The following is a 13,945-nucleotide window of genomic DNA, read 5'->3' on the forward strand; positions in this document are numbered from 1 at the left end:
TCGGGTGAGGCCTCAGAGCCGGGGGAACCAGATCCCGATCTCGCGGACGGCGGACTCGGCGGAGTCGGAGCCGTGCACGAGGTTCTCGCGGTTGGAGAGCGAGAGGTCGCCGCGGATCGTGCCGGGGGCGGCCTTGCGGCCGTCGGTGGCGCCGTTGAGCGCGCGCACGACCTCGACCGCCTCGTCGCCCTCGAGCACCAGCACCACGAGCGGGCCGCTGGTCACGAACTCGCGCAGCGGCGGGTAGAAGTCGCGCTCCACGTGCTCCGCGTAGTGCCGGTCGGCCAGCGCGCCGTCGATCGTGCGGTGCTCCATCGCGACGATGGACAGACCCTTCGCCTCGTATCGGGAGACGAGCTCGCCCACGAGGCCGCGGCGGACGGCGTCGGGCTTGAGGATGACGAGGGTGCGCTGGCTCATGGCGCGCAGCCTATAGAGCGGCCGCCCGGCGTACGACGTCGGCCGGGACCGGCCCGGTGGAGTCCGCGTCGGCGACCGGCTCCCCTGCGACGCGGCGCAGCGGGATGTGCCCGCCCCAGATGCCCGCGTCGACGTCCTCCGGCTCGTCGACGGGGCCGCCGCCACGCTCCTTCATCGACGCCTCGCGCAGCGGCACGGCGAGCACCGCGGTGGCCGCGAGCTCCTTGCGGGTCGAGGCGCGCAGGGTCGCCGATCGGCCGGGGATCATGTGGTCGACGATCAGGTCCAGCGCGTGCTGCCGCTCATCCGGGTCGTCGACGACCCGGGCCGGGCCGATCACGACCGCGGAGCGGTAGTTCATCGAGTGGTGGAACGCCGAGCGCCCGGCCACCAGGCCGTCCAGCTCGGTCACGGTCACGCAGACGGTCCGGTCGGTCGCCGCGCGCAGCCAGCCGGCCGCCACCGAGCCGTGCACGTAGAGCGTGCCGTCGGGGTCGGGACCGTCGAGGTCGACCGCGAACGCCGTGGGCAGCACGAGCGGGTGGCTGACGCCGCCCCGGGACACGGTGACGCCGAGGTGCGCGACGAGGGCGTCGGTGAGCAGCGCGTGCAGGGCCTCGCGGTCCTCGACCGTGCGGTTGCGGCCACGCCCGATCGTCGTGCGCGGGGTGGGCGAGAGCGGGGTCGAGGACTGCTGGAGGGTCATGGGACTACCCTGACGGAGAAGTGGCCTGCGCACACGGGCCAATCCCCGACCACTCTGGCAGGCCAATCTCGTGTCCACGCTCCCCGTCGTCCTGGACCGCTCCGCACCGGGCTCGCTCGGCGTGCAGCTCTCCGGCCGGATCCGCGCGCTCGTGCTCGACGGCACCCTCACCCGCGGCGATCGGCTGCCGAGCAGCCGGGCGCTGGCCGCCGACCTCGGCGTCAGCCGCTCGGTGACCGAGCAGGCCTTCGAGCAGCTGCTCGCGGAGGGCTGGCTCGAGGCGCGCCGGGGCGCGGGCACGTTCGTGGCCGCGACCGGCGCGGCCCGCGACGCCGTACCGCTCCCCGGGCGGACGCCGGTCGAGCAGCCGCTGGTGCGGCTCGACGCCGGCACGCCCTGGATCGACCCGCGGCACGCCACGGGTTGGCGGCGGGCCTGGCGGGAGGTGTCGGCGGCCCGGCCGCCGCGGGGGTACGACGACCCGCGCGGGCTGCCCGAGCTCCGCGCGCTGCTGGCCGACCGGATCGCGCGGACCCGCGGCGTACCCGTCGACGCCGACGAGGTCGTGGTCACGAACGGCACCACCGACGGGCTCCGCCACCTCCTCACCGTGCTGCCGCCGGGACCCGTCGCGCTCGAGGACCCGGGCTACCGCGCCGCCGTCGAGACCGTGCGCGGCCTCGGCCGCGAGGTCCGCGACCTGCCCGCGCTCGAGCGGGTCACCGACCTCGGCGGTGTCGCCGCTGCCTACGTCACCCCGGCCCACCAGCACCCGCTCGGCCGGGTGCTGCCCGGTCCCGACCGGGTGGCGCTGCTCGACGCCGCCCGCGCGGCCGGGGCGATCGTGGTCGAGGACGACTACGACTCGGAGTTCCGCTACGACGTCGCCCCGGTGCCCGCGCTGGCGAGCCTCGACCGGTCCCGCGTCGCCTACCTGGGCACGGCCGCCAAGGCGGTCTCCCCCTCGCTGCGGCTCGGCTGGCTGGTGCCGCCGCCGGAGCTGCTCGGCCCGCTCAACGCCCGCCGCGTCATCACCCACGAGGGCGCGCCGTGGCCGGTGCAGCGCGCCTTCCTGGCCCTCCTGCGCGACGGGTACGTCGACAAGGTCGTGCGCACCGCCCGCCGGGTGTACGCCGAGCGGGCGCCGCGGGTCGCCACCGCTCTGTCGCCGTACGCCGAGCTGGCCGGGCCGCTCGCCGGCATGTACTCCACCTGGCTGCTCCCCGAGGCCGACGCGGTGCGCGCCCGCGAGGCCGCCGGGCGGGCGGGGTTCGGGGTCAACCTGCTCTCTGACTACTGCCGCTCGGCGACGCTGACCGGGCTCGTGGTCGGCTTCGGCGGCGTCACCGACGAGGAGCTCGACCGCGCGCTGGCGGCCCTGACGTCAGTCCTCTGACTGCTGTTCGTCGTACGCCGCGTAGGCCTCGGCCCGCTCGCGCTCGATCTTGCGGCCGAGGAGGTACGCCGCGGCCCACAGCAGCGCGAAGATCGCGCCGAGCAGGAACATCAGCGGGATCAGGAAGCCCAGGCCGATCGCGGCGACCTGCACCGCCCAGCCGAGGCTGTATGCCCACTCCGCGCGCAGCATGCCGGCCAGCAGCAGGCAGACCGCGGCCAGCCCGAGGCCGACGGCCAGCGCGATACCGGTGTCGACGTCGGCGATCGTGATGAGCACCGGGGTGGTCAGGCCGAGCGTGATCGCCTCGAGGCTGAGCACGGCCGCGCACATGCCCCGCCGCGGGGAACGCTCCGGCTGCTCGGGGTACGGCGTGCCGCTCATCCGCGACCTCGCTCCGGACGGACCATCAGGCTGCGCGCCTCGCCGACGGTCACGACCGAGCCGGTGACGAGCACCGCACCCGAGCCGACCGATGCGGCCGCGCCGGCCTCGGCGAGCGCGGCGGCCTGGTCGATCGCGTCGGCAAGCCGGGGTGCCACGGTGACGCGGTGCTCGCCGAAGATCTCGCGAGCGACGGCGGCGAGCCGGTCGGCCGACAGCGCGCGGTCGGTGGAGTTCTGGGTGCACACGACGTGGGCGAGGTGCGGCTCGAACGCCGCGAGCAGCCCGTCGGCGTCCTTGTCGGCCATCACCCCGATGACCCCGACCAGTGGGTCGAACGTGAACGAGTCCGCGAGCGCGGCGCCGGTGGCCTCCGCGCCGGCCGGGTTGTGGGCGGCGTCGAGCAGGATCGTCGGGCTGCGCCGCACGATCTCGAGGCGACCCGGCGAGGTGACCTCCGCGAAGGCGGCGCGCACCACCTCGTCGTCGAGCGGCTGGCTCTGCTCACCACTGGCGCCGACGAACGCCTCGACGGCGGCCAGCGCCACCGCGGCGTTCTGCGCCTGGTGGGCACCGTAGAGCGGGAGGAAGACCTCGTCGTACCGCCCCCGGAGGCCCTGCAGGGAGACCACCTGGCCGCCGACCGCGGGCACGCGCGACACGACGCCGAACTCGAGGCCCTCCCGTGCGACCGTCGCCCCGACCTCGGCGGCCCGGTCGAGCAGCAGCTGCGCGACGTCGGGCTCCTGCTGCGCGAGCACGGCGATCGACCCCGGCTTGATGATCCCGGCCTTCTCGAGCGCGATCTCGACCGGCGTGTCACCGAGGTAGCGCGCATGGTCGACGGCGACGGGCAGCACGACCGCGACCTGGGCGTCGGCGACGTTCGTGGCGTCCCACGCCCCGCCCATGCCGACCTCGACGATGGCGACGTCGACCGGGGCGTCGGCGAACGCGGCGTACGCCATGCCGACGACGGTCTCGAAGAACGACAGCGGGTGGTCCTGGCTCACGTCCACGAGGTGGGTGTACGGCGCGACGTCGTTGAAGGCGCGCACGAAGTCCTCGTCGGACAGCGGCTCGCCGTCGACCGAGATCCGCTCCGTCATCCGCTCGACGTGCGGGCTGGTGAAGCGGCCGGTGCGCAGGTCGAGCGCGCGCAGCAGCGTGTCGATCATCCGCGACGTCGACGTCTTGCCGTTGGTGCCGGTCAGGTGGATGACCGGGTAGGCACGTTGGGGGTCGCCGAGCAGCTCGGTGAACGCGAGGATCCGGTCGAGGGACGGCTCGAGCCTGGTCTCGGGCCACCGGGACAGCAGCGCGTCCTCGACCTCCTCGTAGGTCTCGGCCAGGCGGGGTGCGGGTACGTCGCTCATCTCGCGGCCGAGTCTAGGGGTGGGTCAGCCCACCACGAGATTCACCATGTCGACGACCCCGCGGTAGCCGATCGCCTCGTAGACGTGGTTGGACACGGGGTTGGCCTGGTCGGTGAACAGGCAGCAGCGCACTCCCTGCTCGACGTACTGCCGCGAGACCTCGGCGACGGCGCGGCTGGCGTACCCGCGACCGCGCCTCTCCCGCGGCGTGTAGACGGGGCCGATGCGGGTGACGCCGTTGGCCGGGAGGTTGGCGGCGGTCAGGTGCACCGGCTCGCCGGACTCGTCGACCCAGAGCCAGACGATGCCGTCGTCGATGCGGGCGACCATCTCGTCCATCGTGAAGTCGACGCCGGCGTGCGGCTCGCTGCGACCCGCCTGCTCGGCCGCCGCCCGCCCGAAGTCCTGGAACCACGCCAGGCAGAGCTCCGCGTCGTCGCGGCCGGCCGGGCGCAGGCGCCCCGGCGGGGCGGGCGGCACCACCAGGTCGCCGAGCTCGAAGAGGCGCAGGTGCTCGTGGACCGACACCTCGCCCCCGGCCAGGCACGCGTACTCCTCGGCGACCAGCCGCGTGGCCGGCAGGGCGCCGTTGACGCCGCGCAGCGGCTCCCCGCGCTCGTGCAGCGCCCGCGCCAGGGCGCGGGCGGCGTCGGCGGGCATCGGCAGCACGTACGCCGGGTAGGGCTCGAACGGCGCGGTGCGCATCGCCACGCCGGTGACCTCGTCGGCCCCGTCGCGCGCGATCGCCCACCAGCGGTAGGGGGCCTCCCCGAAGGCATTCTCACCACGCTCCGCCATCCGCGCGGTCACCGTCGCGATCACCGTCGTCACCACCGGCTGGGCCGCCAGGTGGGCATCGACCTCGGCGAGGAACCGGGCGGGGTCGTCGGTGAACTCGAGCGCGGATGGCATGACGGAAGTCAGCCACCGGCATGCCGCTGGCCACAACCGGTTTCTCCGGGCGGAAGCGCTCGCCCTAGTGGTGACCGACGGAAGGTCGTCGCGGGTAGCCGTCGTCCGGGTGCGTGCAGCGCAAGGCGGCGGCGCGAAGACAGACCGGGGTCTTTCGAGCGCTGCCAACGCAGCGATGTGCGTACCAGGGCGGCGGGGACCCCGACGAACTAGCGGAGGTCGCCACTAGGATTTCTTCCATGACCGACACTCAGAGCCAGGCACCGGCCACCGGGGGGACGACACCGAGCGCGGAGCGACGCGCCGTCGTCGTACCCGACAAGCCTGCGCTCGAGGGCCTCGAGGCCACCTGGAGCGAGCGCTGGAAGGCGGACGACACCTACGCCTTCGACCGCTCCCAGCCGCGCGAGAACGTCTACGCGATCGACACCCCGCCGCCGACCGTGAGCGGCAGCCTGCACGTCGGGCACGTCTTCTCCTACACGCACACCGACCTGATCGCCCGCTTCCAGCGGATGCGCGGCAAGTCCGTGTTCTACCCGATGGGCTGGGACGACAACGGCCTGCCGACCGAGCGCCGGGTCCAGAACTACTACGGCGTCCGCTGCGACCCGTCGTTGCCGTACGACCCCGACTTCACCCCGCCGGAGAAGCCGGACCCGAAGAAGCAGATCCCGATCAGCCGGCCCAACTTCGTCGCCCTGTGCGAGGAGCTCGTCGAGCAGGACGAGGAGGTCTTCGAGCAGCTCTGGCGCACGCTCGGCCTGTCGGTCGACTGGAAGCAGCACTACACGACGATCGGCCCCAAGGCGCAGACGGTCAGCCAGCGCGCGTTCCTGCGCAACTTCGCCCGCGGCGAGGCCTACCTCCAGGAGGCGCCGACCCTCTGGGACGTCACGTTCCAGACCGCCGTCGCCCAGGCCGAGCTGGAGGCGCGGGAGTACGCCGGCGCCTACCACCGGGTCGCCTTCCACCAGCCGTCCGGCGAGCCCGTCCACATCGAGACGACCCGCCCCGAGCTGATCCCGAGCGTCGTCGCGCTGATCGCGCACCCCGACGACGAGCGCTACCAGGCGCTCTTCGGCACCACCGTGACCAGCCCGGTCTTCGGCGTCGAGATCCCGGTGCTCGCCCACCCGGCCGCCGAGATGGACAAGGGCGCCGGCATCGCGATGTGCTGCACGTTCGGTGACCTCACCGACGTCCAGTGGTGGCGCGAGCTCAACCTCCCGGTCCGCACGCTGATCGGCCGCGACGGCCGGATGGCCCGCGACACGCCCGAGTGGCTGGCGCACGAGCCCGCGGCCACAGCGTACGAGGACCTCAAGGGCAAGACCGCGTTCTCGGCCCGTGAGGCCGTCGTCGCGAAGCTGCGGGAGACCGGCGACCTCGACGGCGAGCCGACGTCCACGCAGCGGATGACGAACTTCTACGAGAAGGGCGACAAGCCGCTCGAGATCGTCGCGACCCGGCAGTGGTACATCCGCAACGGCGGCCGCGACGAAGGTCTGCGTGGCGAGCTGCTCGACCGCGGTGCCGAGATCCAGTGGATCCCGGCGCACATGAAGCACCGCTACGACAACTGGGTCGGCGGCCTCAACGGCGACTGGCTGATCTCGCGGCAGCGGTTCTTCGGCATCCCGTTCCCGGTCTGGTACCCGCTCGACGCCGACGGTGAGCCCGACTACGACCACCCGCTGCTGCCCCGCGAGGACGAGCTGCCGGTCGACCCGTCGACGGACGCGCCGCAGGGCTACGCCGAGGACCAGCGCGGCAAGCCCGAGGGCTTCATCGGCGACCCCGACGTGATGGACACCTGGGCGACCTCGTCGCTGACCCCGCAGATCGCCGGCGGCTGGGAGTCCGACGACGACCTGTGGCAGCGCGTCTTCCCGATGGACCTGTGCACCCAGGCGCACGACATCATCCGCACCTGGCTGTTCTCGCGCGTCGTCCGCGCCCACTTCGAGAACGACGCCGCGCCGTGGTCGCACGCGCTCGTCTCCGGGTTCATCCTCGACCCGGACCGCAAGAAGATGTCGAAGTCCAAGGGCAACGTCGTGGTCCCCACCGACGTCCTCGAGCGGTTCGGCGCCGACGCCGTCCGCTGGCGCGCGGCGATGGCCCGCCCGGGCCTGGACTCGCCGTTCGACGAGACCCAGATGAAGGTCGGCCGCCGGCTGGCGATGAAGGTGCTCAACGCCTCCAAGTTCGTGCTCGGCGGCGTCGGCGCCACCGGCGTGAACCCGTTCGAGGTGTCCGAGCCCGTCGACTGCGCCCTGCTCGGCAAGCTGGCGAACGTCGTGACCGCCGCGACCGACGCGTTCGAGGCCTACGACTACACCTCCGCCCTCGAGGCCGCCGAGAAGTTCTTCTGGGAGTTCTGCGACGACTACCTCGAGCTGGTCAAGGAGCGGGCGTACGCCGACGAGGGCGGCGCCGCGACGGTCTCCGCCAAGGCGACGCTCGCGATCGCTCTCGACGTCCAGCTGCGGCTGCTGGCGCCGTTCCTGCCGTACGTCACCGAGGAGGTCTGGTCGTGGTGGCGCTCCGCCGAGCTCGGGGGCGGCTCGATCCACCACGCCGCCTGGCCGACCGTCAGCGAGCTCGGCTCGGCGGCGGCGAGCGACCCGATCACGCTCGACGCGGTCGCGGCCGCGTTGGTCGGGATCCGCGGGGCGAAGTCGAACGCCAAGGTCTCGATGCGCGCCGAGCTCTCTAGGGTCGAGATCCGCGGCCCGGAGGCCCTGGTCCGGGCGGCCGAGCACGCGGCTGACGACCTGCGCAAGACCGGCAAGATCGTCGGCGACCTGGTGTTCACCGCCGACGGCGGCGCCACCGAGATCACCGTCGAGGCGGAGCTGGCCCCCCTCGAGGGCTGAGCCCGCGCCCGACGTACTCGGTCGGGCTCAGCGCCAGCCGTCGTGGTCGTCGGAGCTGTCGCCGTAGCCCCAGCTGCGGTCGTCGTCGTCCCAACGGTCGTCGTCGTCCCAGGCGTCCCTGGCCCAGTCGTCGTCCGAGACGGCACCGGCGCCAGGCACCAGGCCGATCACGCCGGCCGGCGGGGCGGGGGTGGTGCCGACGACCGTCGGGCCGCCGGTCTGGCTGCTCCGGGTCGACGAGGTCACGGACGCGATCACGCTCTTCACGATGTCGCTGGCGCTCTGGCGGGTCACGCGGGTGCCGCCCTGGCCCCAGCCGTTCCCGTTGCTGTTGCCGTTGCTGCTGCCGTACCCGTTGCCGTAGCCGTTGCCGTGGTCGTCGCGGCCCCACCCGTTGTTGCCCGAGCCGGTCGCGGGGCGGGGGGCCGGGATCGCCGGGACGGCGGGCGCCGCCGGGACGGCGGGGACCACGGGCGTCGCCGGGGCAGCCGGGACGGCGACGACCGGGACGGTCGGGGTGCTCTGGCCGGAGCTGCCGGAGCCGTTCTTCCGGCCCTCGTGCTTGACCTGGGGCTTGTCGCCCTGCTTGTCGTCGTGCTTGACCTGCTGCTTGCCGTCCTGCTTGCCGTCCTGCTTGCCCTCGCGGGTGCCGGAGCTGCTGTCCTTGCCCGAGGCGCCGCCCTTCGGGGGCTTCGCGACGGAGACGTGGCGTACCGGGGTGGCGCTGCCCGTGCTCGGCGTGGTGTCGCGGTCGGCGGACTTCTCGGGGGCGTCCAGCTGCGGGACGGGCGCCTCGGTCGGCGCCGGCTTCGGGTGCAGCATCGGCGCGGCGAGCAGGACGCGGTGCAGTCCTGCGATGCCGCCGAGGGCGTCGGTCCGCACGCTGTGCGCGAGCACGGCGATGCACGCCAGGACGACGACGATGGAGGCCACGAATGGAGCCCGGTGCTCGGAGCGCACTCCCAGTTCCCTTTCCCGAGAAAATCGGACGGGATAAGTCTCGCGGCTGCGGAGAGCGCTCGCCAAACCCCAGAGGCATGAATAGCCATAAATGGCCCAAGTGGACTAGTCCCCCTCGGGCCAGGTTCGCCGGGCGACCCGAGCCGATGGCCCGGGTGGGCCAGCGCCGTCCGACCGGATCTCGACATGCGCGGTCGCGCTCGGTTCCTGAGGGCCGAGGGACGAGGCGTCTCGAAGGGCGATCTCCGCGTAGACGCGTCCGCTGCGCGGCCGCTTACGCGGACTTCTTCTTCTTGGCCTCGGACTCGCGCGGGACCAGCGTCGGCGCGACGTCGTCGGACACGACCTCGCGGGTGACGACGACCCGGGCGATGTCGCCGCGGGACGGTACGTCGTACATCACGTGGAGGAGGACCTCCTCGATGATCGCGCGCAGGCCGCGGGCGCCGGTGCCGCGCTCCATCGCCTTGTCGGCGATCGCCTCGACGGCGTCCTGGGTGAACTCCAGCTCCACGCCGTCGAGCTCGAAGAGCTTCTGGTACTGCTTCACGAGGGCGTTGCGGGGCTCGGTGAGGATCTGCACGAGCGCCTCGCGGTCGAGCTTGGTGACGCTGGCGATCAGCGGCAGCCGGCCGATGAACTCGGGGATCAGGCCGAACTTGGTGAGGTCCTCGGGTCGCACCTGGGCGAGCAGGTCCTCGGCCTCGCGCTCGGCGTGGCCGCGCACCTCAGCGGTGAAGCCGAGCGTCTTCTTGCCGACGCGCTGCTCGATGATGTGCTCGAGCCCGGCGAAGGCACCACCCACGACGAAGAGGATGTTGGTGGTGTCGATCTGGATGAACTCCTGGTGGGGGTGCTTGCGACCCCCCTGCGGCGGCACCGAGGCGGTGGTGCCCTCGATGATCTTCAGCAGCGCCTGCTGGACGCCCTCGCCGGAGACGTCGCGGGTGATCGACGGGTTCTCGGCCTTGCGGGCGACCTTGTCGATCTCGTCGATGTAGATGATGCCGGTCTCGGCCTTCTTGACGTCGTAGTCGGCGGCCTGGATCAGCTTCAGCAGGATGTTCTCGACGTCCTCGCCGACGTAGCCGGCCTCGGTGAGCGCGGTGGCGTCGGCGATGGCGAACGGCACGTTGAGCATCCGGGCCAGGGTCTGCGCGAGGTAGGTCTTGCCGCAGCCCGTCGGCCCGATCACGAGGATGTTGGACTTGGCGACCTCGACGACCTCGTCCTTGCTGTGCTTGCCCGGTCCACTCGCCGCGGAGCTGGGCTGGAGGCCCGCCTGCACCCGCTTGTAGTGGTTGTAGACCGCGACCGCGAGCGACTTCTTGGCCTGCTCCTGGCCGATCACGTAGGAGTTGAGGAACTCGAAGATCTCCCGCGGCTTCGGCAGCTCGTCGAGGCTGACCTCGGAGCCCTCGTTGAGCTCCTCCTCGATGATCTCGTTGCACAGGTCGATGCACTCGTCGCAGATGTAGACGCCGGGGCCCGCGATCAGCTTCTTGACCTGCTTCTGGCTCTTCCCACAGAAAGAGCACTTGAGCAGGTCGCCTCCGTCACCGATACGTGCCACGGGCGGTCATCCTCCGGTATCTCGAGCCCGATCTGATCGAGCCCCGTCTCTCAGGCCCGAGGTGTCGGGCTGTGCTGCGGTGGTGCGGTCGAGGGGCCGAGGGCCTCTCTGACGGTACCGCGTGCCACCCCCGTTGCGGGGAGGGACACGTGGAACGTCGGGTCGGACACGCTCAGGCGAGTGCAGGAGCGCCCTTGCGGGACTCGATCACGGCGTCGATCAGGCCGTACTCGACGGCCTGCTCGGCGGTGAGGATCTTGTCCCGCTCGATGTCGCGACTCACCTGCTCGATCGGCCGACCACTGTGATCGCTGATCATTTTCTCGAGAAGCTCGCGCATCCGCAGGATCTCGTTGGCCTGGATCTCGATGTCGGAGGTCTGGCCGAACGTGCCCTCGGTGTAGGGCTGGTGGATCAGGATCCGGCTGTTGGGGAGCGCCATCCGCTTGCCGCGGGCGCCCGCGCCGAGCAGGATCGCCGCCGCCGAGGCCGCCTGGCCGATGCAGACCGTCTGGACGTCGGACTTGATGAAGTTCATCGTGTCGTAGATCGCCGTCAGCGCCGTGAACGAGCCACCGGGGCTGTTGATGTAGATCTGGATGTCCTGGTCGGGGTTCATCGACTCCAGGCACATCAACTGGGCGATCACCGCGTTGGCGACGTCGTCGGAGATCGGCGTGCCGAGGTAGATGATGCGGTCCTCGAACAGCTTGGCGTAGGGGTCGATGCGGCGGAAGCCGTACGACGTGCGCTCTTCCCACTGCGGGATGTAGTAGTTCATGTCGCTCTACCGTTCTCTGGCCGGTTCAGTTCTTGTGGGCAGGGCGGCCGTCGTCGGCGGCCTCGCGGGCGCTCTTGATGACCTGGTCGACGAGGCCGTACTCCATCGCCTGCTCCGCCGTGAACCAGCGGTCGCGGTCGGCGTCGGCCTCGACCTGCTCGCGCGGCTGGCCGGTGTGCTCGGCGATCAGGTCGAGCAGGATCTGCTTGATGTGGAGCGACTGCTGCGCCTGGATCTTGATGTCGGAGGCCGAGCCACCCATCCCGGACGACGGCTGGTGCATCATGATCCGCGCGTGCGGGAGCGCGTAGCGCTTGCCCTTGGTGCCGGCGCACAACAGGAACTGCCCCATCGAGGCGGCCAGGCCCATGCCGACCGTCGCGACGTCGTTGGGGATGTAGTTCATCGTGTCGTAGATCGCCATACCGGCGTCCACGGAGCCGCCGGGGCTGTTGATGTGCAGGAAGATGTCGGCCTCGGGGTCCTCGGCGGACAGCAGCAGCAGCTGCGCGCAGATCGCGTTGGCGTTCTGGTCGCGGACCTCGGAGCCGAGGAACACGATGCGCTCGCGCAGCAGGCGCTGGTAGATGTGGTCGTCGAGGCCGTTCATCCCGCCACCGCCGTTGAGCTGCGGCTGCTGGGTCCCCGAGTGGGACGCGGAGCTGGAGTACCTGGTCACGGGAGCGACCCTAGCCGGAAGGGCCGACACATCCACGGCCCACACCCCCCTGTTCGCCGACAGCGGATTTCGTTCCCGCTCCTCCGTCACACCAGCCACTCGCGCCGCGCGGGCCGCCGACCTGTGCCGAAATGACACCGACCCGCCCGAGCGACTCGGGCGGGTCGGCGTACGACGTGCGCGGGATCAGGCCTCGGCCTTCTCCTCCTCACTCGACTCCGCGGCCTCGTCGGCCTCGGGGTCGGCGGCCTCGTCGGCCTCGGTGTCGGCGGCCTCGGCGGCCTCGTCCTCGGGCTCACCGATGGTGCCGTCGGGGCGCAGGTTCTTCAGGTCGAGCACGTTGCCCGAGGCGTCGGTGACCACGGCCGCCTCGACGATGCGCGCCAGCGCCTTGCCGCGCAGGATCTCCTGCACCAGCTCGGGCACGTGGTTGTGCTCGAACATGTGGTTGGCGAACTCCTGCGGGTCCTGGCCGGACTGCTGGGCGCGGCGGACCATGTGCTCGGAGAGCTCCTGCTGGTCGATCCCGAACTCCTCGACCTTGGCGATCTCGTCGAGGAGGAACTGGGCGGTGACCGCGTCGCGGACCCGGCGCTCGAGGTCGGCCTCGAACTCGTCCTGGGTCTGCCCCTCGTCCTCGAGGTACTTCTCCATGGTGATGCCGGCGTACGCGATCTGCTGCTCGAAGCTGCTGCGGCGGGAGTTGAGCTCGTCGGTGACGATCGTCTCCGGCAGCGGCACCGAGACGTTCTCGAGGAGCGCCTCGAGGACGGCGTCGCGGGCGGCGGCGGCCTGCTCGAGGCGGCGGCCGCGGCCGAGCCGCTCGCGCACGTCGTCGCGCAGCTCGTCGACGGTGTCGAACTCGGAGGCCATCTGGGCGAACTCGTCGTCGAGCTCGGGGAGCTCCTGCTCCTGCACCTGGCTCACGGCGACCGCGACGTCGACGCTCTCGCCGACCAGGTCACCGCCGACCAGCTGGGAGGAGAAGACCTTCTCGTCCCCGGCGGCCAGGCCGACCAGCGCCTCGTCGAGCCCGTCGAGCATGCCGCCACGGCCGACCCGGTAGGACATGCCGCTGACCTCGGCGCCCTCGACGGGCTCGCCGTCCCGGGTCGCCTTGAGGTCCATGACGACGAAGTCGCCGTCGGCGGCCGGGCGCTCGACGTCGATGAGGGTCGCGAAGCGCTCGCGCAGGTTCTGCACCTGCTCCTCGACGTCGTCGTCGCTGATCTCGATGTCGTCGACCTGGGCGGCGACGCCGTCGTACGACGGGAGCGTGATCTCGGGCTTGACGTCGACCTCGGCGGTGAACTCGAGGGCGTCGTTGTCCTCGAACTTCGTCACCTCGATGTCCGGCTGCGCGAGCGGCTGGAGGTCGTTGGCCTGCAGCGCCTCGACGTACTTCTGCGGGACGACCTCGTTGATCGCCTGGTCGAGGACCGCGCCGCGTCCGACCTGGCGGTCGATGACGGCGGGCGGGACCTTGCCGCGGCGGAAGCCCGGGACGTTGATCTGCTGGGCGATCGTCTTGTACGCCTTGTCGAGGCTCGGCTTGAGCTCCTCGAAGGGCACCTCGACGGTCAGCTTGGCCCGGGTCGGGCTCAAGGTCTCGACGGCGCTCTTCACAGGCTTTCTCCTATTGGTTGCTTGGTGTGTTGTGCGGTGGTGCTGAGTCGGGGCGACAGGACTCGAACCTGCGATCTCCTGCTCCCAAAGCAGGCGCGCTAGCCACTACGCTACGCCCCGCCAAGTGGGGCCCGGCCCGGTGCCGGAGCGCCGGCGGACCCTGCTTGGAGCGGATGACGGGAATCGAACCCGCGTAGCCAGTTTGGAAGACTGGGGCTCTACCATTGAGCTACATCCGCGCGCGCCCTGA

The 13,945-nt window shown here is 71.7% G+C and carries 12 protein-coding genes and 2 tRNA genes; 2 read left to right on the forward strand and 12 right to left on the reverse strand.

The window, feature by feature from the left end; all coding sequences use genetic code 11:
- Positions 1-12: 12 nt before the first annotated feature.
- Both ndk and ACFQQI_RS06140 read right to left on the reverse strand, forming a co-directional pair.
- Positions 13-420 carry a nucleoside-diphosphate kinase gene (ndk, locus tag ACFQQI_RS06135; protein WP_378559456.1) on the reverse strand — a complete coding sequence of 136 codons (408 nt, stop codon included), beginning with the start codon at positions 418-420 and terminating at the stop codon, positions 13-15.
- A 10-nt stretch (positions 421-430) separates the two neighbouring features.
- Positions 431-1,126 carry a pyridoxamine 5'-phosphate oxidase family protein gene (locus ACFQQI_RS06140; RefSeq protein WP_378559459.1) on the reverse strand — a complete coding sequence of 232 codons (696 nt, stop codon included), beginning with the start codon at positions 1,124-1,126 and terminating at the stop codon, positions 431-433.
- Positions 1,127-1,196: 70 nt separating this feature from the next.
- Here ACFQQI_RS06140 and ACFQQI_RS06145 point away from each other — a divergent pair, with 70 nt between their 5' ends.
- The gene (locus ACFQQI_RS06145) at positions 1,197-2,522 is read left to right on the forward strand and encodes a PLP-dependent aminotransferase family protein (RefSeq protein WP_378559462.1); all 1,326 of its coding nucleotides are present in this window, start codon (positions 1,197-1,199) and stop codon (positions 2,520-2,522) included.
- On the opposite strand, the gene ACFQQI_RS06150 is transcribed toward ACFQQI_RS06145, so the two are convergent.
- Genes ACFQQI_RS06150 through ACFQQI_RS06160 form a run of 3 tightly spaced genes read right to left on the reverse strand, consistent with a single transcriptional unit; the run spans position 2,511 to position 5,194 of the window.
- Entirely contained in the window at positions 2,511-2,906 is a 396-nt protein-coding gene (locus tag ACFQQI_RS06150; RefSeq protein ID WP_378559465.1) for a DUF4233 domain-containing protein, read from the reverse strand. The genes ACFQQI_RS06145 and ACFQQI_RS06150 overlap by 12 nt on opposite strands.
- Positions 2,903-4,282 carry a bifunctional folylpolyglutamate synthase/dihydrofolate synthase gene (locus ACFQQI_RS06155; RefSeq protein WP_378559468.1) on the reverse strand — a complete coding sequence of 460 codons (1,380 nt, stop codon included), beginning with the start codon at positions 4,280-4,282 and terminating at the stop codon, positions 2,903-2,905. The genes ACFQQI_RS06150 and ACFQQI_RS06155 overlap by 4 nt, the downstream gene beginning before the upstream one ends.
- A gap of 24 nt (positions 4,283-4,306) precedes the next feature.
- The gene (locus ACFQQI_RS06160) at positions 4,307-5,194 is read right to left on the reverse strand and encodes a GNAT family N-acetyltransferase (RefSeq protein WP_378559471.1); all 888 of its coding nucleotides are present in this window, start codon (positions 5,192-5,194) and stop codon (positions 4,307-4,309) included.
- Between the two features lie 239 nt (positions 5,195-5,433).
- Between ACFQQI_RS06160 and valS the strand changes: the two genes are divergently transcribed.
- Positions 5,434-8,076: a valine--tRNA ligase gene (gene valS / locus ACFQQI_RS06165; RefSeq protein WP_378559474.1), complete on the forward strand. Its 2,643-nt coding sequence runs from the start codon at positions 5,434-5,436 to the stop codon at positions 8,074-8,076.
- A gap of 27 nt (positions 8,077-8,103) precedes the next feature.
- Here valS and ACFQQI_RS06170 read toward each other — a convergent pair whose 3' ends face one another.
- The 7 genes from ACFQQI_RS06170 to ACFQQI_RS06200 all read right to left on the reverse strand — a co-directional run bounded on the left by ACFQQI_RS06170 (position 8,104) and on the right by ACFQQI_RS06200 (position 13,934).
- The gene (locus ACFQQI_RS06170) at positions 8,104-9,009 is read right to left on the reverse strand and encodes a hypothetical protein (RefSeq protein ID WP_378559477.1); all 906 of its coding nucleotides are present in this window, start codon (positions 9,007-9,009) and stop codon (positions 8,104-8,106) included.
- Positions 9,010-9,310: 301 nt separating this feature from the next.
- Positions 9,311-10,609 carry an ATP-dependent Clp protease ATP-binding subunit ClpX gene (gene clpX / locus ACFQQI_RS06175; RefSeq protein ID WP_378559479.1) on the reverse strand — a complete coding sequence of 433 codons (1,299 nt, stop codon included), beginning with the start codon at positions 10,607-10,609 and terminating at the stop codon, positions 9,311-9,313.
- A 172-nt stretch (positions 10,610-10,781) separates the two neighbouring features.
- Complete coding sequence (locus ACFQQI_RS06180) at positions 10,782-11,390, reverse strand: ATP-dependent Clp protease proteolytic subunit (RefSeq protein ID WP_378559481.1); 609 nt, start codon at positions 11,388-11,390, stop codon at positions 10,782-10,784.
- Between the two features lie 25 nt (positions 11,391-11,415).
- Positions 11,416-12,000 (reverse strand): ATP-dependent Clp protease proteolytic subunit, encoded by a 585-nt coding sequence (locus ACFQQI_RS06185; protein ID WP_378559887.1) that lies wholly within the window; start codon positions 11,998-12,000, stop codon positions 11,416-11,418.
- 255 nt (positions 12,001-12,255) lie between these two features.
- A complete protein-coding gene (tig, locus tag ACFQQI_RS06190; protein WP_378559483.1) occupies positions 12,256-13,695 on the reverse strand; it encodes a trigger factor in 1,440 nt (479 codons plus the stop codon).
- Between the two features lie 47 nt (positions 13,696-13,742).
- Positions 13,743-13,815 (reverse strand) — tRNA-Pro (locus tag ACFQQI_RS06195).
- A gap of 45 nt (positions 13,816-13,860) precedes the next feature.
- Positions 13,861-13,934 (reverse strand) — tRNA-Gly (locus ACFQQI_RS06200).
- Between the last annotated feature and the right edge of the window lie 11 nt (positions 13,935-13,945).

It is taken from the genome of Nocardioides sp. GCM10030259, from assembly GCF_042666375.1.
Taxonomy (GTDB): Bacteria; Actinomycetota; Actinomycetes; order Propionibacteriales; family Nocardioidaceae; genus Nocardioides.